At 40.5% G+C, this 22690-nt stretch carries 20 protein-coding genes and 1 pseudogene; 9 read left to right on the forward strand and 12 right to left on the reverse strand.

The genetic code is table 11. The features are described from left to right. Positions 1-4: 4 nt before the first annotated feature. Positions 5-466, reverse strand: a complete 462-nt coding sequence (locus tag FR932_RS13315) for a prepilin peptidase (protein WP_081588299.1) — start codon at positions 464-466, stop codon at positions 5-7. Between the two features lie 12 nt (positions 467-478). Further along, positions 479-691 (reverse strand): Flp family type IVb pilin, encoded by a 213-nt coding sequence (locus FR932_RS13320; RefSeq protein ID WP_019439603.1) that lies wholly within the window; start codon positions 689-691, stop codon positions 479-481. Positions 692-943: 252 nt separating this feature from the next. On the opposite strand from FR932_RS13320, the gene FR932_RS13325 reads away from it, so the two are divergent. Further along, positions 944-1558, forward strand: coding sequence for a thioredoxin domain-containing protein (locus FR932_RS13325; RefSeq protein ID WP_019628828.1), 615 nt, complete (start codon positions 944-946; stop codon positions 1556-1558). 113 nt (positions 1559-1671) lie between these two features. Here the strand turns inward: FR932_RS13325 and FR932_RS13330 are convergent, their stop codons facing one another. Then, complete coding sequence (locus tag FR932_RS13330; protein ID WP_019439605.1) at positions 1672-2898, reverse strand: sensor histidine kinase; 1227 nt, start codon at positions 2896-2898, stop codon at positions 1672-1674. After that, entirely contained in the window at positions 2895-3590 is a 696-nt protein-coding gene (locus FR932_RS13335) for a response regulator transcription factor (protein ID WP_019439606.1), read from the reverse strand. The genes FR932_RS13330 and FR932_RS13335 overlap by 4 nt, the downstream gene beginning before the upstream one ends. 408 nt (positions 3591-3998) lie before the next feature. On the opposite strand from FR932_RS13335, the pseudogene FR932_RS21720 reads away from it, so the two are divergent. After that, positions 3999-4202, forward strand: a pseudogene (locus FR932_RS21720) (IS1595 family transposase); the annotation flags it as partial. A 69-nt stretch (positions 4203-4271) separates the two neighbouring features. Here FR932_RS21720 and FR932_RS13350 read toward each other — a convergent pair. From FR932_RS13350 to FR932_RS13360, 4 genes are all read right to left on the reverse strand, one after another. Beyond that, entirely contained in the window at positions 4272-6182 is a 1911-nt protein-coding gene (locus FR932_RS13350) for a methyl-accepting chemotaxis protein (RefSeq protein ID WP_019439607.1), read from the reverse strand. A gap of 234 nt (positions 6183-6416) precedes the next feature. Further along, positions 6417-6872, reverse strand: coding sequence for a hypothetical protein (locus FR932_RS21725; RefSeq protein ID WP_240532333.1), 456 nt, complete (start codon positions 6870-6872; stop codon positions 6417-6419). Then, complete coding sequence (locus FR932_RS21730; protein ID WP_240532334.1) at positions 6866-7444, reverse strand: DUF2955 domain-containing protein; 579 nt, start codon at positions 7442-7444, stop codon at positions 6866-6868. Before FR932_RS21730 ends, FR932_RS21725 begins: the two co-directional genes overlap by 7 nt. 77 nt (positions 7445-7521) lie before the next feature. Further along, the gene (locus FR932_RS13360; protein WP_026032018.1) at positions 7522-8589 is read right to left on the reverse strand and encodes an HlyD family secretion protein; all 1068 of its coding nucleotides are present in this window, start codon (positions 8587-8589) and stop codon (positions 7522-7524) included. A 143-nt stretch (positions 8590-8732) separates the two neighbouring features. On the opposite strand from FR932_RS13360, the gene FR932_RS13365 reads away from it, so the two are divergent. Next, complete coding sequence (locus tag FR932_RS13365) at positions 8733-9602, forward strand: LysR family transcriptional regulator (RefSeq protein ID WP_019439609.1); 870 nt, start codon at positions 8733-8735, stop codon at positions 9600-9602. Positions 9603-9751: 149 nt separating this feature from the next. Here the strand turns inward: FR932_RS13365 and FR932_RS13370 are convergent, their stop codons facing one another. Next, entirely contained in the window at positions 9752-11374 is a 1623-nt protein-coding gene (locus tag FR932_RS13370; protein WP_019439610.1) for a methyl-accepting chemotaxis protein, read from the reverse strand. 432 nt (positions 11375-11806) lie between these two features. Here FR932_RS13370 and FR932_RS13375 point away from each other — a divergent pair, with 432 nt between their 5' ends. Then, complete coding sequence (locus FR932_RS13375) at positions 11807-14440, forward strand: bifunctional diguanylate cyclase/phosphodiesterase (RefSeq protein ID WP_019439611.1); 2634 nt, start codon at positions 11807-11809, stop codon at positions 14438-14440. Between the two features lie 65 nt (positions 14441-14505). Next, positions 14506-14808, forward strand: a complete 303-nt coding sequence (locus FR932_RS13380; protein WP_019439612.1) for a hypothetical protein — start codon at positions 14506-14508, stop codon at positions 14806-14808. Positions 14809-14914: 106 nt separating this feature from the next. Here the strand turns inward: FR932_RS13380 and FR932_RS13385 are convergent, their stop codons facing one another. Next, the gene (locus FR932_RS13385) at positions 14915-15532 is read right to left on the reverse strand and encodes a MarC family protein (RefSeq protein WP_019439613.1); all 618 of its coding nucleotides are present in this window, start codon (positions 15530-15532) and stop codon (positions 14915-14917) included. A 279-nt stretch (positions 15533-15811) separates the two neighbouring features. Here FR932_RS13385 and FR932_RS13390 point away from each other — a divergent pair, with 279 nt between their 5' ends. Next, positions 15812-16558 carry a DUF481 domain-containing protein gene (locus tag FR932_RS13390; protein ID WP_019439614.1) on the forward strand — a complete coding sequence of 249 codons (747 nt, stop codon included), beginning with the start codon at positions 15812-15814 and terminating at the stop codon, positions 16556-16558. Here the strand turns inward: FR932_RS13390 and FR932_RS13395 are convergent. After that, positions 16555-17442, reverse strand: coding sequence for a LysR family transcriptional regulator (locus tag FR932_RS13395; RefSeq protein WP_019439615.1), 888 nt, complete (start codon positions 17440-17442; stop codon positions 16555-16557). The genes FR932_RS13390 and FR932_RS13395 overlap by 4 nt on opposite strands. 207 nt (positions 17443-17649) lie before the next feature. Here FR932_RS13395 and FR932_RS13400 point away from each other — a divergent pair, with 207 nt between their 5' ends. Continuing rightward, positions 17650-18090 (forward strand): PACE efflux transporter, encoded by a 441-nt coding sequence (locus tag FR932_RS13400; RefSeq protein ID WP_019439616.1) that lies wholly within the window; start codon positions 17650-17652, stop codon positions 18088-18090. Between the two features lie 106 nt (positions 18091-18196). Further along, a complete protein-coding gene (gene hflX, locus FR932_RS13405; protein ID WP_019628829.1) occupies positions 18197-19540 on the forward strand; it encodes a GTPase HflX in 1344 nt (447 codons plus the stop codon). A gap of 120 nt (positions 19541-19660) precedes the next feature. Here the strand turns inward: hflX and FR932_RS13410 are convergent, their stop codons facing one another. Continuing rightward, positions 19661-20599, reverse strand: coding sequence for a porin (locus tag FR932_RS13410; protein ID WP_019439618.1), 939 nt, complete (start codon positions 20597-20599; stop codon positions 19661-19663). A gap of 562 nt (positions 20600-21161) precedes the next feature. Between FR932_RS13410 and FR932_RS13415 the strand changes: the two genes are divergently transcribed. Next, positions 21162-22508, forward strand: a complete 1347-nt coding sequence (locus FR932_RS13415; protein WP_019439619.1) for a YjiH family protein — start codon at positions 21162-21164, stop codon at positions 22506-22508. Positions 22509-22690: the final 182 nt, after the last annotated feature.

A 22690-nucleotide genomic window follows, 5' to 3' on the forward strand; every position in this document is an offset into this window, starting at 1 on the left:
TTTCCTAAATGGAAGCTGCGATACCAAATAAACAGCCAACACAAATAGCGAAACCATAAGGTACTCCTCGTGTATAGAGTTGATTTTGGGACCATGAAAAAAATACAAGTAGCATCGCTTGTAGCCCACCAATAACAGCAATTAACATGATGGTTATCGGTAAATAATTCGGCGCAATCGCTATTGAAAAAGCAAAAAACAGTTTTGCATCACCGCCACCTATGATGCCTAATCGATTCATAATAAACCCACCAACTAAAGTGGATATGGTATAGAGTACCGAGCACGCGGCTGAATATGGCGCTACATACAGCATACTGATATAGCGATCGCTATGAATAAAAATAACAACGCACAATACAAATACACACACGCAATTAAAATTCGATATATGTCTTCGATTCGCATCAGATATCCAGATAAACACAGATAATGTGGCTAGCAATAGCCACACATACAAAAGCATACTTAGTTCTTATTAGGTGTTAGGTTCATTGGCAGCGCTAATATTGTCCGTGACCGTCGTCATAGCGGCTGTTAATGATTCGCGTAAAGCACCATTGAATACCGCTAAAACAATTGATGAAATAGCAACACCGATAATTGCATATTCAATCGCAGTTACACCGCGTTGATCTTTTTTAAATTCTTGTAGTGCAACCGCTGATTTTACATATAATTTAGTGATCATCTTGTCTACCCTATTAATAAAATTATTATGAAATGGTTATATTCATTTCTGTTATAGCCCCTAATCAAGGCGTTACTTATTTAAACAAAAATCAAATGAAATACACACTAAGGAAAGTTAAGGCTAATTAAGAGCTTGTAGGATACTGCGCTTACACTCTCTTAAAGACAGGTCATTATTGATTACTTAAACTCTAGGTGCGATCAACGATGAAATAGCAATAACGAGGACACAATGAAAGGAGTAAATGCAATGATGAAACCAGCATATTCAATAATAAAATCGATGTTTGTCGCATTGATATTATGTCAGGCAGTTAGCGTTTACGCTGCCCCGACGGAAGGTAATCATTACGATAAGATTACAAATAATTTCACTGAAGAGAGCCTTGGTGTAGAGAAGTTTTTTTCATTAACCTGTAGACCTTGCTTGAGTCTAAGTAGGATGTTGCCTAGCATCAGCAAACAGAGTCAACAGACTATCTATAAAACGCACGTCATATTCAATGATACCACGCACGCAGCAGCAACTATCTATTACTCTGCGGCTATTCAAAGTGAAACACTACCTGATCGGTTTATCAGTGAACTGTTTCTCCTTACGCAAGCGAATGCCCCCGTTAATGGAACAACCTTAACGGGCTTGTTTAACCGATATCAACTAGTACCAATAAATAAATTAACTCCAGAGCAGCATGCTCAAGTAGAGACTCAACTACTGCGCGCCGAAAAGCTCACAGCACAAGCCAGCATAATGCAAATACCAACGATCATTGTAAATGGTCAATATCAGATAAATATGCGTGCACATAAGTCACTTACTGAATTGTCAGACACAATTAAACAGCTCGTTGATTTACCAAGCTAAGGTATTGGTATTGGTATTGAAGTAAAAATATGATCGTACAAGTGGTAATAACTCTGTATTCCCCTTATGCTATTTAGTACGAATAATTAGCATAAGGGAAAATCGATTTATGATTAGCGATTCATAACAATAGTAACCTGACCACCGCGTTCATGATTATCAAGAATAACTCTGCCGTCTAATAACTTCGTCAATTCAAGAATCAATACGAAACCAATACCAAAGCCATCTTTACTCAAGATATTAGTGATATCACCATTATTAAACGCCGATATTATTTGCGCTGAAAAACCCTTACCGTCATCCTTTACTCTCACTACATCATGATGTAAATAAGCGGTAAATGAAATCCCAATCGTTTCATTGGCATAACGCTCGGCATTAGACAATATGTTAAGAAATAACACGCGGAGTAGTTTTTTATCACTGCAAATTATTTGGTTACAGTTAAAGAGTTCGAATTTTTTTCGACCACCAAATGTGGCGATAGTAAGGTCTAACACATCGGTGAAATTAATGTTTTCTTGAGACTGCACGACTTCTTTATTCAACAATTTAAACAAGTGGAGACTACTTTCACATAAGGTGTTTAAGCTGCAAACTTGCGTGTCTAAACGTGCTAACAGAAAGTCATTATTACCTTGGTGTGATACTAATATATCGCTGGTTAACTGAATCGCAGCCAAGGGAGTCCGAATGTCATGGGGTAACGTGGCATAGAGCATCTTTTGCTTAGTCATAAGTTCATCAATCGTATTCGCCATTTTGTGCTGATTGCGAATTAGACTACGAATAGACTCAGGACCGACTTCTTCGACCCTATTTTTAAACTTGCCTTCAGCATAGCTTTCCGACAACACATGCAGAGACACAATACCCTTGCTCCATGTCCGCAGTGATATTAACAAAATAACTAACGTACAAAACACCTGGATAGCATCATCAATTAACTCAATGCTTTTAAGCTCATTAACGATGGCATCATTGGCGTAAGCCTCGCTATTAAACGTCGCGCGAATAAACTTTGCATCATCATAACTGCGGGTAACCGAATGCAAATTATTTTGAGAGGCATTGTCCAGACAATCTGCATCTGCATCTGCATCTGCATCTACATCTGCATCTACATCTGCATGACATTGAAACTCCCATATTGCGGTATCGCTATGCGCATGATTGTCGTGGTTGACGAAACCATTTATCACCATTTCGACACGGCTGAGATTAAGCTGTTCTACAAGTGCTTTTTTTTCAGGGGCTATGAATACTACTGAAATGCTAGCACTAACAATATAGCCTAACATTACCGAGGTAAATATCTGTGCGATAAATGTTTTCATTGTTTTATGATGGAATGAGCGAGATAAAAACCTTTGGCTCGTCTATTTTTGATCAGTTCAATACCGGGTAACTCAACACTCAATTTCTTCCTTAATGAAGAAATACGCATATAGATTGAGCGGTCTTCTTCGTGGTAACTAAACCCGTGAATTTTTTCAAATAAAACAGAGACGAGAACAGGCTGCCCAGCATCTGATAAAATTTCTAATAATTCGAATTCAGACGGGATCAATTTTATCTGTAATTGATTATAAAACAAGCTCGACTCTTGCGTATTTAAATAAAGCTGATCACGGTTGCAACTCGTATCTTGTAATTCTTCCACCAAATAGTTATTCAGTTGGCGTTTGATTCGTTCACTTAATACCTTAGTTCTAATTGGTTTAGTAACATAATCGTCAGCGCCTAAAAGCAAGGAGTTTGTTTCCGTTAGTTCATTATCATTCGCGGTCATCATCACTATCGGCGCTGCAAACTTTTGCTCTTTTAATGCTTTCAGCACACTTAAGCCTGAAGTATGCGGAAGTTGTATATCAAGCAGTACGAGCTTGGGTTGTTTTTCTATAATAAATTCGACAGCACCTTCACCGGTATCAAGGCTGTCGATATCATAACCTTCGATTGCAGAAAGAAAGTAGCACAACATTTCTCGCAATTGTTGATCATCTTCGATAATCACAATGTCTAACATATAATACCTATTTCTTTGATTTAAAAATAAAATAATCGTTATTTTTAACGCCATGAATTGAGTCTAGTAACCAATACAATAACGCGCGCAATTAGATACCACTTTATTATAAAAAAATCATCATTAAACGACTAAACATACCTTACATAATCGATAAAATAGCATAAACATCAATAAACCTCGAGACTAAGATACTAAAAGTATCTTTAAATACATGCATTATGCTACTTTTTTACTCATGCGCAAGCCTCCTTAATCACTCTCACTAAAACACAATGAACAATCCATATTGCCAGCGATGTCAGGATCACGGTAAAGGTAATCGAACTGAAACGATAGACAATAGAGAAGAATGCATCTTGTTGTCCAGGTTGAAAAGCTGTTGTGAGTGGCACCGCCAGCGCGAGAGGCGTATTTCACATTCAAAATGTAAATGCCTTCGATAGTAGGCTTAAAGAATGGATGATCCGCTTCCATGGAGTGTCGACAAAATATCTCGGAAATTACTTGGCTTTGCGCCGAATGCTAGAGCGTTATCAAGGCAAAATGCAACCAACAGAATGTTTATTAGAAGCTGCTGGGCATTCACCGCAACAGTTTATTCACATATAACCATTAAAAAGCCATTAAGTGATGACACTTAATGGCTTTTTATTACATCTAATTTAATCAGATGAAAGGTTATCTAAGTTTAAATTGACCTACGATTGATTTTAGTTGCTCGTTAGCGACTGCCACGTTTACTGACTCTTGCGCGGTAGATTGACCATTGATCGCTAACTCTTGCGCCATTTCACGGATCGCCGTCATGTTACGCGTCACTTCCAGCGATACACTACTCTGCTCTTCCGCTGCTGTGGCAATTTGCGTGTTTAAATCATTAATTTGCGTAACAGAACTAGCAATATGATCCAAATCTTCCGCTACTGCATAAGTACTTTCAGCCGCTTTCTGGCATGTTTCCTGGGTCATATTCATCGCTAGAATTGCAGAACTTGAACCTGCTGTTAAAGCACCCAACGTCTCTTTAATTTCCGCCGTACTCACTTGTGTTCTAGCTGCAAGCGCACGCACCTCATCAGCTACAACAGCAAAACCACGCCCTTGCTCGCCCGCTCGCGCCGCTTCAATTGCCGCGTTAAGCGCTAGTAGGTTAGTTTGTTCTGCAATAGCACCAATGACATTAAGTACTTTGGTAATGGCTTGGGTATCGTTCTCAATATCTTGAATACTTTTTGATGAACTTTCCACATTTTCAACTAACTTAGATACCGTTGTTGTGGTTGTGTTTACCGTTACTTTCGACGTACCTACCTGCTTATTCATGGCATCGGTAAATTGCGACGCTTCTTCAGCATTACTGGCAACATCGTTTGCAGTGGCACTCATTTCTTCTACTGCCGCTGCAATTTGGTCAGTTTCAATAGAGTGTGCTTCCAATACTTGGTTGTTCGTTGTAGTTTGCTGTTCTAACTTGCCAACACTTTCTGAAATATGTTGTGAAGAATTATCAATCTCTAGCATCAGTGTTTGCAGATTGGCAATGAAAGTATTAATACCCGCGGAAATATCACCGAGATCATCGTTACTATCAATTGGTAAACGGCGTGTTAAATCACCATTACCCTTAGATAAATCAGTCACCACTTCTTTCAATGAAATGATCGGACGATAAACAATATTCAATACTGTAATAGTCAAAAATAAACCGACAGCGAGCAGAATAATAGAAACCACAATCGACGTTTCTAACGCTTCATCAACTTCTGCATAAGCAACTAATTTATCAACACCAATGAATAAATACCAACTTTTGCCATTAACGAGGCTGATCTCTTGCGTAAAGGCAAGTTTATCAACGCCACCTAATGTATAAGCCGTGATGTGCGCATGCTCACTTAACATACCGATTTTCACATTACCCATGCCAATATCTGAGAAATTAACACCTGTTCTCAATGTTATTGAATTTGATGCTAATGCATTACCATCACTATCCATGATCGCAGTAACAGAGCCAGGATAGTTAACATTTTTAACGGTTTCTTCAAGGATGCTTAAATCAATATCACCCCGTAACACACCATTACCTATGTTACGCACCACTGAAATAATCGGCAGACCAGTGCCTTTGTCGTTATAAACATCGGAAATATCGAACGTTGACGCATTTTCACCTAAATTATACCAAGGACGTTGACGTGCATCATAACGCGCTGTAATAGCGACGCCATTAACCCAGCTTGGATCTACTGCTGTGGAATAAGTCACACCGTCATCAAAAGCGAAAAACACACTACCAAAGCCATTGGTTTCTTTTATGAGTCGTGCGATAGTGACATAATTATCACCTAGACTATTGGACTTATACTTTTGGGTGAGGACATTAAGTGCATCGGTTTTTTCTGTGAACCAATTCTCAATTTTATTGGCTTCGTAACTGACTAATGAACTCGACAGCAGGTTCACATCGTTGATGGTTTTAGATTTAAGTATGTTATAAGAAATTATATTTGCAACAAGTAAAATAGCAGTCAGTAAGATGACTACCGACAATATGATGAGTCTTTTGAACCCTAAATTTTTTAACATTATTTTATTCCACAATTAAATAGTTCAGAGGTTTACCGCTGAAATAGTTGGACCAGAACAATATCATCTTGTAAATAGAAAAAAAAGTAAGGGTATGTAAGGTGAATACCGATGTTGTGGGAAAGAGTTATTAGTTAAAAATAAGCCAATTCACTGACCCACAATGTTAACGTAAACTCTTAGCTATCAAAATCAGGATAGCTCATAAAATTAAGCTTCACACCAAGCTCAATGTCACACTTTAATTACTCTCACTAAAACACAATGTACCAGCCATATTGCCAGCGATGTGAGGATCACGGTAAAGGTGATAGAGCTAAAGCGATAAACAATAGCGAAGAATGCATCTTGCTGTCCCGGCTGAAAAGTGGTTGTCAGGGGCACGGCTAACGCACTCATCGCCGAGAACCCGAGTCCGCCTTTAACCCCACCTAAAGCCAATAACCAAGCAAAAAAACCAACCGCGATTGCAAACGCCATCAAAAATAGCAGACCATTGTTAGCCCAACTTGATAAACCTAATTGGATCGCCATACCCGCCAGACAACCAAGTAATGTGCCACTAATACGAATTTTAGCCGCCGCCATTGCGCCAATAAATGTCATTGGCGTGAGCACAATAAAAATGGACGCTTGCGCTGAGACTGAATCACTCAAGTCGCCAAACTGAAAGATTAAAAAAGCTAACATGGAGATAGTCCACCCCATGGCTGTTTGTCGTAACATGCCAATATGGTCGTGCTGCACGGGCACATTCTTGGTTGTGATTTCGCAGGTTCAGGTTCGTGATCTACTTCGTGCCCAGCTTCGAGTGCTGGTTCGCTAAATAAATAATACGCTAGCCCGCAGATAGGATAGATCGCGAACGCACTGACCCACAATGTCAGCGTAAACTCTTCGTTATCAAAACTTGAATAGCTCATAAAGTTAAGCGCTATAGAGCCCACCAGCAAGCCAGTAAAACCAAACAGATAACCGCTTGGTTTAGTCATGGCGATACATTTACTCATAAATAAAATAGCCACGGCGACAGTCATTAACCACGGATACGGCTGTAAAAATCCGGTAATAAAATTCACTTCTAAACTAACCCAAACAATACCAAGTACCATTTGATTAATTAAGCTGATATTAAAATGATCGGCGCGGGCGATAATAAACGTCGGCAGCAATATAGCAAAAAAACCATTCGACCAACCAAACACCATGCTTAACGCTAAGCCAAAAACACAAGCAAACCAAAGTCGCATTGTTTTCATCATGTATTCCCCACTGCACTCAACAGCATTAATAAATCGAATGAGTAAATCGAGTTAGTACATCTAATTAATAAATCGAATTAGTATATATAATGCAGTAAACCTGCGAGCTTTATTTGTAGACTTGCTAATGTTTGCCACCACACATTACCGGCAGGATAAAGCACCACAGTCGCTCGCGAGCCCACAAACAGCTGTACAGGAATGACCTCTTCACTGACTAAGTTAACCCTAATTCGCTGCGCATCACGCACCCAACGGTTACTCACTTCGACTGATGTTAACTTACCACTGGCGGTTTGCTGTGCAGACGCGACGCCAAAGTCACGGCTGCCGACGGTGAAATCAAAGACTTGCCCAGGCAGCGCATCATAAGTGACATAAGCCGCGGATGTATTGCTAATAAGCGCAGTGGCTTTTTCACGAAAATCTGCCGCCACCCATAATGAATCACTGGAAATAAACGTCAGCATGGGTTGATTCACGATGGCCATCGCCCCTACTTCCAATTGCAGATTGGTGATCACGCCTTTATTCGGCGCAAATATTTGCGTATGAGATAGGTTCAATTGCGCTTCAGCAAGGTTATTTTTAGCCGCCATCACCAGCGAACTACCACCAACGTCATCGCCTAGCTTGGCCTTGATCACCAATGTTTGCTGTTGATAGGCATGCAGTGTCGAACCCGCAGCTTGATACCGTGCATAAGCACTGTCTTGCATTGATTTAGAGACGAGATTGTTTTTCGCTAATTTGCCGATACGCTTATATTCGGCAACCGCATTAGTATAGTTAGCCTTACTACTGGCAGTATTGGCAATGGCTGCTTCAACCTGCGCATACAAGGATTCTTCTTGCTCATAGGCTTGTTGCAGCGCCACTTCGGCCTTGTTAACCGCGATAGTGTATTTACTGTCATTAATAGTAAACAACAGCTGACCTTTTTCAACGCTTTGATTATTACGGATCATAACGCCAGTGATTGGTCCTGATACTTCCGGTGCTAATTGCACCACATAACCATAAACGCGACTCTCAGTGGTTAACGGGGCATATCTATCGGCAACGATGATGTAAGCCATAAAAACAATGAACAAGACAATAAGGCGGCGCATCCAATGATGAAAAACGGACTGGGTATGAGACATATAAATTTCCGATAACAAATAAAACAGTGCGGATTATAGAAATATTCCACTTGATTAAATACTATGATTAAATCACCATTTGCGTCCTATAAATAGGACGCCGTATTCTTACATACTAAATAATTGAATAATTAGGACCAATAATGAAAGCATCGATGGATGACCTGTACTTATTTATATTAACGGTAAGACATGGCGGTATTAGCGCTGCGGCACAGGCCCATGGACTGCAGCGCTCCAAGGTCAGTCGTCGCCTGCAAGAGTTAGAGAAAGCGCTGGGTTGCCAGTTGCTTATTCGCACCACCCGACAAATAGAACTCACCGAACATGGGCGTTTGTTGTATCAACACATTAACCAGCCATTAAGCGATGTAAACCAAGCTATCTCGCTGCTTAAAAATCAACAACAAAGCCTGCAAGGGGTATTACGCATTGCCGTACCTGCAGCGTTTATTGCTTCAACCTTGTTTGCTGAATTGCTCGATGATTATGCGCGCCAATTTCCAGATATCACCTTAGAAATTATTCACCGTCATGAAAGTATCGATTTAAAACGTGAAAACGTCGATCTGCAACTGCTGCCCGATGTCGTAGACATCATTAATGAAGACTATGTGCAGCAAGTGTTTTTTCCGTCTAAAAAAGGGCTATTTTGTTCACCACACTACCTGCTTAATCACCCGCGGCCAGAATCTGTGAACGCTCTGTTTGAGCATGCGATTTTAACCAGTAGCTATGATTCTAGTATCTTGCCAGAAGGGTTAACGATACGGTTAATATCTGAAGATTTGGGGTTAGTAAATAAGATGGCACAATCAGGCCATGGCATTGCCTTACTGCCGATGATTTTAGTACGACAGCAATTGCAGCAAGGTCAGCTAATACATCTGCTACCAGATATTTACCAGTCCGAAATAGCCATGACGTTAGTGTATTCATCACGCCAGTTTTTGCCCGAGAAAACCCGCAGTATGATCAACTTGCTGCGCGATAAATTTTTAAATCATCACTGATATCAGGCTTATCAGTCACAGATTGTTAGTCACCAAATCATATCGATTGTAAAAATGCCCCATAAAAAAATCCAGTAGCAAAATTAATTGCACACTGGATTTTTAGTTTATCACCGACTAACCATCTTGTAATATCTTACTGATAAAGATTATTTCACTTGGAATTTATTTAACCAGCTAGCTAAATCAGCGGTTAATCGCACCAAGCTTTGCGAACTTTCAGCACCATCTGATACCGTTGTTGATAACTGGCAACTGCTCTGCTCAATCATATTGACCTGCATAGCAATGTCTTCACCCACCACTTTTTGTTGTTCGGCTGCAGTGGCGATCTCATGGCTCATCGATGATATCGTCTCTAGCGCGGTAACGATTTGCGCTAACGCTGCCGATGCATGTTGTGACTCTGTGACCGTACTAGCGCTAGTATCAGCACAAATATCCATTGTTGAAATCGCATTACGCGAGCCAGTTTGTAGGTTCGTCACCATTTGCTGAATTTCTTTCGTGCAATTTTGGGTACGCCCGGCGAGATTACGCACTTCATCAGCAACTACCGCAAAACCACGCCCCTGTTCACCAGCACGCGCCGCTTCAATCGCCGCATTTAAAGCTAGCAAATTAGTCTGCTCAGCAATATCACCAATCACATCTAAGATTTTGGTAATGTTATTCACATCACTATCTAATGAAGATACCGCAGAACTTGCCGTGTGTAACTGATCAGCAAGACCTTGGATATTATTCACCGTCGAATCAATTAAATTATGGGTATCAACACTTTGTTTATCCGCATCCAAGGTATTCTGCGCAGTGGCTTGAGCAGAATCTGCCACACCATTAGCCGACTCAGCCATTTCGGTCATTGCCGTAGCGATCATTACCGTTGACTGTCGTTGTGTTTCAGTCAGTTCACTCATTTGTTTAGCGCGAGCGTCGACATTATGCAATTCTGAGCTTAATGCATTCATCGCATTACCAAGATGCTGAACCAACTCACCCAAAGACATACTCATTGTTTGTACTGCACCATAAATACTGTCTCTTGGTGCTGACTCATTAAATGATGTACTGATTTTACCATCGGCAACGGCCTGTATCGCCGCTAATACATCACTCGGCTCACCACCAATGATCGCGGTCATACGCTTAATAGACGTCAACAACAGCCCAAATATAATGCTCGCAATAACAAAACATAGACCAAACTGCCATTGAGCACTTGACCAAAAACGCGCATTGACTTCATTTTCACCGATACCGGTTCCCACGATCCAACCCCAACGCACGGTTCTTTCCGCAATAGAGTGTTTTTCTTCAATCGAACCATCAGGCAATCTTTGCGTCCAAGTGTATTCAGCAAGCTTGTTACCTTGACGATTCACTGCATTTTGTAATATCTGTCCTACACTTTTACCTGCACTGTCTTTAAAATCATTAAAGCTAGTACCGTGCAATTGTGGATCCAGAGGCGCTGCAATAAACATTAAGTTTTCATCTGCGACGTACACATATTCATTATCTTTATAAATATTATTTTGCAATACACGGATGGCAATACCTTTAGCTTGCGCTTCTTCTAACTCGCCAGCTGATACCATCTTTTCCATTTCACTAATAAAATTATAAGTCGTTTGAAAAACTTCAGTTACGCGTGATTTATTATCCGCAGAACTTGATGCTTTAAGCGTCCACAGACCCACAGCAGTAATAGCGACAAGTGCTGATAATATGATGCCAGCAAGCAAATATGATTGGGTTTTTAAATTCATTAACAGCACTTCTATAAAAATTATGGGATATAAGTATATCGTCAGGATCGAAGATAACTTTATTATGATTTGAAATTAAAGCACATGTTAGATATTTTTTTATACGAACCGATCAATTTAAACGACCAAAAGTAATCACAAATGAGTAATTTAAAGCGTAAGATCACATATTTAGTGACATCACACAAATAACATTCGTTTTATTACTAACATTTTAGCGGGCATATCAGCACTGGCAGTGAATACCGTGATGGCCAATGTGAAAAACATGACAGGTAACAGACGATGAGTCATACAACTCACAAACACATAAATAATACTTAATGTATATATCCCGTCCTTCAGCATAATGTTACTAATAGCATTTATCCCCGATCAAGCGGGGTCATCAGTTGTATAACAAAACAGGCATCACGCACCTTAAAGGATCCCATGTTAAAAAAATTAAAGGCATCTATCGTTATACAGCTTATCTTTGTCGTGTCTATCGCATTATCTGCAATTACTATTTATTCTATTTACAGTTACCAGCATCAGAAAGCACGTTTAGCCATTCAAAACTTATCGCATATTTATGTCAATCTAATTGAGAGCACAATCAACCAAGCATTATCAGCGACATTTCCACTGGCTGCTATGGTCAAAAAACAACAAATTAGTGCCGATCAATTCAGCCAGTTTGCGACTGAAATGCTCCCCTTCTATCCTAATATCGCCGCGCTGCAACTCGCCCCAGGCGGTATTATTCGCTATACAGCCCCCTTAGCAGGCAACGAAAAAGCCATAGGACATAACTTACTCACAGCGCCAAATAGAAACAAAGAATCTGTCGCCACCAAAAATAGCGGTAAATTAACCTTGGCAGGCCCCTTTGATTTAGTACAAGGTGGCTATGGCGCAGCGGGGCGTTTACCAATATATTTAGACCGCCCCAACGGTGAAGCCTATTTCTGGGGCTTCGCGACGGTATTACTGCGCTTTCCTCAAGTCTTGGCACCAGTAAAATTATCCGCTTTAGTCGATGCTGGATTATCCTATGAATTATCCCGTGTCCACCCCGATACCGCAGAAACACAAGTTTTAACAAGATCACCGACAGCACTATCAGCAGATCCGATTATCAATAAAATCAACATTGCCAACGTGACTTGGACGTTAAAAGTATCTAACAATAAAGCTGGTGCTCATTATATTTCGATTTTAATGATGTCGCTGCTGGGCATCGTTTTGACAATACTCGTCACCTTTTCTGCCATCTCAATATTGCGGATAAGAGACGACAAAGCAGGCCTTAAAAACATTGTCACAGCGCGAACCAAAGAATTAGACGATAATTTAAAACGTTTAAATCTCGCCTTAACCTCTGCCGGTCAAATCTGGTTTGAACTTAACGTACAAAGTGGTGACATTTCATTTGGTGGTCAAACCGGAAAAATGGCAGGCTATGCAGCAGCCGACATGAAAACGACATTACAGTTCTGGTTACAAAGCATTCATCCCGATGACCTTGAGTCTGCCTCAAAGAAATATCAACAATCTTTGCTCAAGGGCGTCCCATTTGAATTAGAATATAGAAGAAAAAGTAAAGATGGCCATTGGTTATGGATCCAAACCATCGGCGAATTCACCGCATGGGATGAGCAACAGAAACCACTCTGGTGCACAGGTGTACACACCGATATATCACAGCGTAAGCAACAGCAGCAAAAATTAGAATTAATGGCGCATTACGACATACTCACCAAATTACCCAATCGCTCATTACTGGCAGAGCGTTTTAAATTAGGGACCGTTCATAGCCAGCAATCTGGCAGTATGCTCGCTGTCTGTTTTCTTGATTTGGACAATTTCAAACCCGTTAATGATAGTTATGGTCATGATATTGGCGATCAATTACTTATCGAGGTAGCGCAACGTCTAAGTATCAATATTGATGTTCAAGATACCGCGTCACGCCAAGGTGGAGATGAATTTGTCTTATTATTAGAAGACATAAAATCTCTGGACCATTGCAAAGAAATATTAGCACGCATTAATAACGCGCTTGCCCAGCCTTATCTTATTGCCGGGTATACATTTAATATCAGCGCATCGATAGGCGTTACCCTGTATCCAGATAATAATGCGGATTTAGATACCTTATTGCGTCACGCTGATTACTCGATGTACCAAGCCAAACTCGCCGGTAAAAATCGAATTCATTTGTTTAACCCAGAACAATACAAACAAAAAACTCAAAAAAACCAGCTGCTTGATGAAATTGAGCAAGCCTTATCTAATAACGAGTTTACGTTATATTACCAACCAAAAATAAATATGAAGACCGGCGAAGTGTATGGTGCTGAAGCCTTAATCCGGTGGTTACACCCTGAAAAAGGCTTGATCCCCCCATTGGATTTTTTACCCATTATAGAAGGGTCTGCGCTAGAAATTAAGGTCGGTGACTGGGTCATCAATCAAGCACTACAACAAGCCGTTACATGGCAAAAACAAGGTATCTTTATTGAAGTCAGTGTCAATATCGCTTGTTATCATTTGATCTCGGCCACCTTTTTAGCTCAATTGAAAAATGCATTAGCCAGCTATCCCCACTTTAATGCTAAATACTTACAATTAGAAATATTAGAAAGCGGTGCGCTGACAGACCTCGATACCATGCGCGGCATTCTCAATACTTGCCGCAATGAGTTTGGCGTTAACATCGCACTGGATGATTTTGGTACTGGCTATTCATCACTGACTCATCTCAAAGACTTACCTGCAAACACCATTAAAATAGATCAGAGTTTTGTCAAAAACATGCTCGAGGAATCTGATGACTATGCCATCATCAATGGCGTACTCGCACTCGCGGGATCGTTTAATCGAGACGTAATTGCCGAAGGTGTTGAAACAACAGAACACGGTTTAATGCTAATCGAAATGGGGTGTTATGCTGGCCAGGGTTATGGCATTGCACGGCCGATGCCAGCTGCTGCGCTGCCAAACTGGTTACACAGCTATATCCCCAATCAACAATGGTTAGACAGCGGTAATATAGTGCGTCAATCTAAAATTTATTCATAATAAGCTCAGTAATAAAAATTATTTTACTGTAGTATATTTAGGTCTTTCTTATATGAGCGCTTTCAATGTCAAATACCTGTCAAAATCAGTCAACTGCTAACATTTCTATCGCACAATTAACACAATCACTCGATGCCATGCACATTGCCCAATTAACGTCATTTGCTTATGGCTTACCACCACTGTACTTTTGCCGCGAATATTTAGAGCAAGACGAGCAGACCGCGATTGGCCATTGTCTACAACGCCTAGAAAATGGCATAAATGAGCACGCATTCACATTAGATAAACTGACCGTATTATTAGCCGAAAAAGATTACTACGACGACTATGAAGCGCGTCTACGTTTAGGTCCTGAGCTAACGTAATTAGCCATCTACACATTAAGCTTTGTTCGGCTTGAGTGGAAAAATATGATTAAAAAAGGCTATCAACTGATAGCCATTTTTACATGCTTACGACCAGTATGACTGATTAGCTTATCGTTCTCATCACTTCCGTTACGCCACCAATCAACATTTGCATGCCAATAACAGCCAAAATCAGTCCCATCAGGCGGGTCACAATACTAAGACCACTCTCACCGATTGCCGCTATAATCTTTGACGAAAAAATAAAACACACAAAAGTAATCAGACATAGCACCGCAAATGCAGCTACCGTAATAATAATTTCACTCCAGCCACCAGCTGACGAATAATTCATTGCTGTCGCGATTGTGCCTGGGCCTGCAAGCAAGGGAACGGCGAGTGGAGAGACTGCAATATCCGAGTCATCACTTTCCTCTGCCGTATGTAACTTCGAGCTTTTTCCTTGCAGCATATGATAACCGACCAGAAATACCAGAATACCGCCTGTGATACGTAATGCCGGAAGTGTAATACCAAAAAGATGAAAGATTGATTTACCCAAAATAGAAAATAAGACGATAATAACAAACGTGATCGTGAGCGATTTAATCGCCACCTTCATTTGTTTCGCTTTCCCCATCGACCCTGTTAGACCAGCAAATACAGTGGTATTTGCAATTGGATTCATGATTGCAAAAAAGGCCATAAACACGGTCAAAGCATGTTCAAGTAATTGACTCATTTATCTTATTCCTTAGTAAGTTACGATACGGTTCGCACGAATGTGGACAGCCACTATACCAGAGCGGATTAAGCGTGACGATGTAATAATGAAACCATATTGCCGCCAAATTTTTAGCTGATTACTTTTTATTTAATGCTTTTATAGCCTTTTTCTGTTTTAGCGACAAGTAAAGTCGTGCGATATTAAAAGTCTAGATTATACTTATAACGTATTGAATTTAGTAAGTGTCCCCCTACCTCTGTGTTAAAGGATTTAATCTTCCGGAGTAACATGATAATGAATAAAATACTCATCGCGTCTGCGATCTTGATCGCCTGCCCTTTTCTAGCACAAGCCGAAGCGGATACAGCTACCGTCGAGAAACAAGATAGCTTTAGTGGCGACGCCGAGTTAGGCGCGACTATCACCACAGGTAATACCGAGACCACCTCAGTAAAAGCCCGTTTAGATATGGATCATAATTGGGGTAACTGGGAGAACCAATATTTACTGGAAGCTTTATACAAAAAAGATAGTGGTGAAGTGACAGGTAAACGTTACCTTGCTCGGATACAGGGTGATTATCAGTTATCCAATGTTAATTATATATTTGCCACCGCCAATCATGAAGTAGACCCCTTCACTGGTTTTACCTCAACCACGACAATTTCTTCAGGTTACGGCCATAAATTTATTAATAATGATAAAACCGAGTTTAATATTGAAGCCGGTCCAGGTTATAAATTTAAACGTTTAGACGACGAAAGTGCCGCTGAAGCAGGTTACGATACCGACAATACATGGTTAGCTTATGGGGTGATGAACTACGAGAGAAAAATATCGACAAGTTCTAAGTTCAAGCAGATGTTCATCGGCGAATATGGTGAAGTCTTTGAAGCACGTTCGGAAACATCCATCACCGCCAATATTATCGATGCACTAGCAATGAAGTTTGCTGTGATAGTACGTTACAACAATACCCCGCTTGATAATAAAGAAAACACAGATACAGAAACCAACATGACACTGTTATACGCTTTCTAGGTAGTGACATCATATTTCGTCTGCAACATCGACAATATATGTTCCAACACCGGGCCACTCTTCTGCCTTCTTGATACCAAGCAGCCCACTGCCGTCATCCAGCCATTGGGTTCAAATACCACAGGTAATGCCACCAGCCTTTTATCGCATAAATAAGCCGCCGCCATACTTTCAGGAACCACAGCCCAACCGACACCGCCTGTCGCCAGATCTAATAGCATTTGGTGACTATTGGCATACCAAGAATGAGTACTGATGCCATAACTAAACCACAATTCTTTATATTCCGCACTACGATATACAATTTGACGATGCGCTTGTAAATCAGCCTCGGTCACTTGTGGTAACACATTTAAAGCATGTTCAGGAGACACAATCGTGATGAATTTATTGTGGCCAATAATATAATGATCCATATCGCTTTTCAGTAAGCCATTAAAATAAAGAATGCCCACCTGTGCTCTGCCACTTCGCACCATGTCTTCAACATCAAACGTCGGGCCTAATAAGATTTCAATATGCGTTAGCGGAAATCGCTCTGCGCATGCACAAAGTAAATCGAGCAAAATCTGATTAACGGCACTTTCATCAATGGCGATCACCAATTCATGTTCATCGAGGCTGCTTAACGATTCAACTTTTTGATCGAAAAAATGCTGTTGATGCAAGATCGCACGGGCAATTGGCAGCAAAGCCTTACCATTTTCGGTTAACACTGGGGTATTTTTATCGCGTGAAAAGAGCGCTTGATCGACCGCAATTTCCAAATTCGAGATCGATTGGCTGACACCTGATTGCGCCCGTTTTAATTGCCGAGCCGCAGCTGAAAAAGAGCCACACTCGCACACACAGACAAATATTTTCAGTTGCTCAAAACTGTACATCCACTTTCCACCCACATTGTCATTAATCCTCCAAGCTATCACACTTTGTGATGGCTGTTAACTTGGTGCTACATCACAGCAGTGCAATAATCCTCACCATGACTACCAAGACTGTTTTTTAAATAAACAATCAGCTAAAACATAACATCAATAACAGCTATCAAACATAACTATCAACCATAACTATCAAACATAAAGAGCACAGCCATGTCGACACTAGAACGTATTTTTCACGCCCTGCTATTTGAAGTATTAGCGGTTTCGCTTTCCATCCTCGGATTAATCATCTTTACCGATCATGACCCTCAGATCTTATCAGGTACCATGATAGTCATCGCGAGTATGGCCATGGCGTGGAATTTTTTCTTTAATTGGCTATTCGATCTATTCTTCACTGGAGATAAAAACAAGCGGACCATGAAGCTACGGTTATTTCATGTCATCATTTTTGAATTGGGACTATTAGTACTCACCGTACCTGTGATGGCTTATATTTTAACGATCAGTATTGTCGATGCGTTTATGATGGATATTATGGTGACGGTTTTCATTACTATTTATGCTTTTATCTTCAACTGGGTGTACGACAACGTAAGAGCCGTTATTATCCGCCGAAAAAGCATACCGGTAACAGTATCGATACACTAAAAAGCATCTATCGCTTTATTCTAAACAGAGAAACTCGAAATGCATATATAAAAGCAGAGCACAAACGGGTAGGATGCACCCCATATTACTTAAAATGAGTACCGACATGTCGATCGCAACAACAGAACACTCCGTTAGCCGCGCCTTATTAATCGCTATTCGCACGCCTTGTGTTAGCCAGCAGGAAGTAGACGAATCATTATCTGAATTAGGCCGTTTAGTTAATACCCTTGGATTTTCTGTGGTTGGAGCAAAAACCCAACGCCAAAGATCGACCAAACAGCTGTCAGTATTAGGCTCAGGTAAATTAGAAGAGTTAGCCACATTAACAGGTGAAAGCACATTTTATGAAGACGATGTGCAGATTGAATTAGACCAAGACGAGTTAAGCCAATTATTAGCAACAACAGATGTTACATGCCAAGCTAACGTTGTGGTATTCGATTGCGAACTCAGCCCGAATCAATTAAGTAATGTTGAAGCCGCACTCGGCGTCGAAGTTTACGATCGTACCCGCGTTATTATCGAAATTTTCAGTAAACACGCACGTACTCGTACTGCGAAGCTGCAAGTAGAGATCGCGCGACTTAACTACTTAACACCACGATTACGTGATGAAAGCAGTGGCGATCGTGAACGTCAAAAAGGCCGCTCAATCAGTGAAACCGTGTTTGAGATTAGTCGTCGCCGTGTTCGTAATCAAATCGCCGAACTAAGACGTGAGCTAGTCAAATTACAACGTGAAATGGAAGGACGCAGTAGTGGTCGTGTTGAACAGTTAACAGTGGCACTTGTTGGTTATACCAATGCTGGTAAATCATCATTAATGCGCGCTTTAACAGAAACCGAAGTCTTGGTTGAAGACAAACTGTTTGCGACGCTAGATACCACGGTGCGAACGCTACAGCCGCCAACACAACCGCGTATTTTAATCTCGGACACCGTTGGTTTTATTCAAAAACTGCCACATGATTTAGTGGCATCGTTTCATTCTACGTTGGAAGAAGCTAAAAATGCCGACCTGTTGCTTTACGTCGTTGATGCTTCAGATCCGAATTTCACTTCGCAGTTAGCCATTGTTGACCATGTATTAGATCAGCTAAATATCGATTTAAATAACAAGGTATTATTGTTAAACAAAGTTGATTGTTTAACTGAAGAACAGCAATTAGACCTGCTAGAACGCTATCCTGATGCCCTGCAAATCAGCGCGCATGACAAAGGTGATGTCGCGTTCGTGCATAAAGAAATTCAAAACTTACTTGAAAAGAAAATGTGTTCTGCGTGTTTTGATATCCCTTACACTGCCAGTGGTGTGATGGGTGAAATTCACAGTAAAATGCAGGTTATTGAAGAAGAGTATCACGAGTCTGGTATCCGTATTACCATGAAAGCGAGTCCTGTTGCCTTAGAGCGTTTGCATAAAATGCTGCAGTTAACTACGTTTTAGTCCTTAGTTACGATCCGCGTTAAAAAAGCTGAACCAACAAAAGTATAACCATACTGACAGCTTAGCGCTTTATTGTTATTAGCCTCCTTCCTTGGGGGCTTTTTTGATCTTGGGATAAAGTTAGAACTCGTAACGAGCACCCAACATGAACTCATCTGCATTTTTACCTAGCGCAGCTGAAGTATCAGAGCTTAATGCAACTTTATAACCTGTATATAGCGCGACGCCACCAAAATAACGACCATATTCAACGGCAAGGAAGTTAATATCTATATTTTCCCGTGCATCAGCACTTAAATAGTTATACGAAAGACTAACCGTGTTTTCACCAAAGCCATAAGACGCAAATGCATCCACAGCATTAAAGTCATCATCGAATAGCGTACCTTTTTGCACTAAGCCAGACAGTAATAAGCCGTCTTTAATATAGCGAGCACCAAGCATGTATACCTCTGACGAGTCTGATAAAAACTCAGTCGCTTCTGTTGTAGCATAACCCGCACTCACTTCAACATCGGGACGTAATTGGTAAGCAAGCATCACGCCGCCACCTTTTTCATTATCGTCGAAATTTGCTGAGGCATTAAATTTAAAATCACCCTTGCCCACACTATAAAGCAACGTACTTTCAGCACGATCATCACTTGCGATAATATTGGAGTTGGTATAACCGCTATAAACTTCAGCCATATCGGTAAAGTCTGTTAGATAGGTAACCGCATTATCTTGCGTACCGTATGTTAGCGTACCATAAGCCGTTTCAACACCCGCATAGGCATAACGAGTATAATCTGAAAAACTCGTATTAGATAAAGAGGTTAGAAGTTCAGATTCAAGTTCTAATTTACCAACTGCCGTAATAGCATCATTCAGTTGGTATTTGCCTTGACCATGTAAGCGAGCTGTAAATTCATCGGAATAAAAACTATCAGTAAGAAAACCTTGTGCTTCAACACGTCCACCAAAAGAAAATTCGTTGGTGTTTTTATCGTCTGCAATAGCAGCTGTAGATACCAGTGCGGTCAATGTAAGAGACAATGCTTTATTGATATTATTCATGAACAGTTCCGTTTTTTAAAGGCGATAATTAAGTAATAGTTACAGTTACGTAACGGCAAGAACGTGACTCAAAATAGTATATAAACTAAGTCGAGCTTCGTCAGCCGCGCCAATGTATTTAAAATACTTAGTGAAATCAAATTGAACTAAATTTTCTTACTGTACTTTACTTTAACTACTAACTTGCTGACTTTACTTTACTTATCCCAGCATTTTGTTCACTAAATAGCTAAATAAATGACCACCAGTAACATTAGCCAAGCCTCGTTCAGCTTCTGTTCATATTCGTTTTGTTATAGGAACGTGACTTTGTTATAGAAAGGTATTTTTTTATAGAAACGTACTTTGTTATAGAAAGGTACTTTGAATATCCCTCCCCTTGTGTTTCAAACTCAAAATACCAGTAAAGACGTTTTACATGCATAATCCGCCACCAGCAACTTAGAGTATGGTAATTACCAATATAACTAGATTTATATATTGACTATGTTGCATATAAAAGTAAAATCGCCCAATAGAATAAAAACTCAGTTTTAATGAATAAAAAATCAAGGCGAATTTAATGAGTAATACCAGAAAAAATATATTAGTGTTTTTAATCCCCTCTTTATTCGGGTTATTTTTCTTTCTTGCCCCACTCAGTGTCGACGGTAATTTCACCTTCCCATTGGCGTTAATGGCGAAGGGTGTAAAGAGCTTGCTAGGTGATGCAATTCACCCATTAATCACGGTTATTATTTGTTTTTCAGCACTGATTTCGGTATTCGCAAATACCATTAAACCGGCCTTTATTGTTAACTCAGCATTATTAACGCGTTTATTTATGCTTACTCCGGTTTGGGTTGTGATCCGTGTACTGGGTGCTGCATTCACTTTATTAGCATTGAATCAGGTTGGTCCTGAGTTCATTTGGAGCGCGAATACGGGTGGACTAGTATTGCATGACCTACTGCCATCGCTGCTGGTGACCTTCTTCTTCGCCGGTTTGTTACTGCCATTATTATTAAACTTCGGCCTATTAGAGTTTCTAGGCACTATGCTAAGCAAGGTAATGCGTCCGGTATTTCGCTTACCAGGTCGTTCTGCGATTGACTGTATTTCATCGTGGTTAGGTGACGGCACCGTGGGTGTGATCTTAACCAGCAAGCAATATGAAGAGAAAAAATATACCCAAAGAGAAGCTGCGGTTGTAGCAACTATGTTCTCGCCTGTGGGCATTTCGTTTTCGTTAGTGGTATTAACCCAGGTTGGTTTAGAAAACTACTTCGTGCCTTTCTACTTAACTATTTGCTTATCAGGTATTGTGGCTGCAATGATTATTCAGTTCTTGCCACCGTTAAGCTATAAAAAAGACACCTACATTGACGGTAGCGCACCCGATCTAGATAACGAACTGATCCCTGAATCAATGTCAGCGGTTAAATATGGTTACCAATTAGCGTTGGAAAGAGCGAGTAAAGTCACCAGCGTCAGATCGACAATTGCGGAAGGCCTACAAAATTCATTAGATATGATGTTTGGGGTATTACCTGTGATCATGGCAGTGGGTACCATGGGTTTAGTGATTGCCGAAACAACACCGTTATTTGCCTGGTTAGGCATGCCGTTTGTACCGCTATTAAATCTATTAAACCTACCTGAAGCACAAGCAGCAGCAGAAACAGTATTAGTTGGTTTTACCGATATGTATGTACCATCAATTATCGCCGCATCAACGATTGAAAGTGACATCACTAAGTTTGTGATTGCCGCACTGTCTATCTCTCAGCTTATCTTCATGTCAGAAACAGGCTCGGTTATCTTATCAAGCAAGATCCCAGTGAACATTGTGGAATTAATGGCAATCTTTATTCTGCGTACCCTGGTTACATTACCTATCATCGCACTTTGTGCGCACATGATATTTTAATATAAATAGCAATTCCGAAAATTAAGTGATCAAAATGCTATTGCTCCTGCAAACCGCTCAAGACATCCCTGTTCGCTTAGACATGGCCATCCATGGCCATGTCTGTTTGCGATAGCAATAGCATTTTTCTGCACAGTTATGTGACCTTTACCTTATGTGACCTTTACCTAAACATGTCCTAA

Origin of the sequence: Moritella marina ATCC 15381, from assembly GCF_008931805.1 — a bacterium.
GTDB classification, from domain to species: domain Bacteria; phylum Pseudomonadota; class Gammaproteobacteria; order Enterobacterales; family Moritellaceae; genus Moritella; species Moritella marina.

Coding starts and splice junctions, on each gene's coding strand:
- FR932_RS13385 (WP_019439613.1), bottom strand. CDS start 15,532: ATGAGTCAATTACTTGAACATGCTTTGACCGTGTTTATGGCCTTTTTT.
- FR932_RS13395 (WP_019439615.1), bottom strand. CDS start 17,442: ATGTACAGTTTTGAGCAACTGAAAATATTTGTCTGTGTGTGCGAGTGT.
- FR932_RS13360 (WP_026032018.1), bottom strand. CDS start 8,589: ATGTCTCATACCCAGTCCGTTTTTCATCATTGGATGCGCCGCCTTATT.
- FR932_RS21730 (WP_240532334.1), bottom strand. CDS start 7,444: ATGATGAAAACAATGCGACTTTGGTTTGCTTGTGTTTTTGGCTTAGCG.
- FR932_RS13350 (WP_019439607.1), bottom strand. CDS start 6,182: ATGTTAAAAAATTTAGGGTTCAAAAGACTCATCATATTGTCGGTAGTC.
- FR932_RS13380 (WP_019439612.1), top strand. CDS start 14,506: ATGTCAAATACCTGTCAAAATCAGTCAACTGCTAACATTTCTATCGCA.
- FR932_RS13400 (WP_019439616.1), top strand. CDS start 17,650: ATGTCGACACTAGAACGTATTTTTCACGCCCTGCTATTTGAAGTATTA.
- FR932_RS13365 (WP_019439609.1), top strand. CDS start 8,733: ATGAAAGCATCGATGGATGACCTGTACTTATTTATATTAACGGTAAGA.
- FR932_RS13370 (WP_019439610.1), bottom strand. CDS start 11,374: ATGAATTTAAAAACCCAATCATATTTGCTTGCTGGCATCATATTATCA.
- FR932_RS13415 (WP_019439619.1), top strand. CDS start 21,162: ATGAGTAATACCAGAAAAAATATATTAGTGTTTTTAATCCCCTCTTTA.
- FR932_RS21725 (WP_240532333.1), bottom strand. CDS start 6,872: ATGTTAGCTTTTTTAATCTTTCAGTTTGGCGACTTGAGTGATTCAGTC.
- FR932_RS13410 (WP_019439618.1), bottom strand. CDS start 20,599: ATGAATAATATCAATAAAGCATTGTCTCTTACATTGACCGCACTGGTA.
- hflX (WP_019628829.1), top strand. CDS start 18,197: ATGTCGATCGCAACAACAGAACACTCCGTTAGCCGCGCCTTATTAATC.
- FR932_RS13390 (WP_019439614.1), top strand. CDS start 15,812: ATGAATAAAATACTCATCGCGTCTGCGATCTTGATCGCCTGCCCTTTT.
- FR932_RS13315 (WP_081588299.1), bottom strand. CDS start 466: ATGCTTTTGTATGTGTGGCTATTGCTAGCCACATTATCTGTGTTTATC.
- FR932_RS13335 (WP_019439606.1), bottom strand. CDS start 3,590: ATGTTAGACATTGTGATTATCGAAGATGATCAACAATTGCGAGAAATG.
- FR932_RS13325 (WP_019628828.1), top strand. CDS start 944: ATGATGAAACCAGCATATTCAATAATAAAATCGATGTTTGTCGCATTG.
- FR932_RS13330 (WP_019439605.1), bottom strand. CDS start 2,898: ATGAAAACATTTATCGCACAGATATTTACCTCGGTAATGTTAGGCTAT.
- FR932_RS13320 (WP_019439603.1), bottom strand. CDS start 691: ATGATCACTAAATTATATGTAAAATCAGCGGTTGCACTACAAGAATTT.
- FR932_RS13375 (WP_019439611.1), top strand. CDS start 11,807: ATGTTAAAAAAATTAAAGGCATCTATCGTTATACAGCTTATCTTTGTC.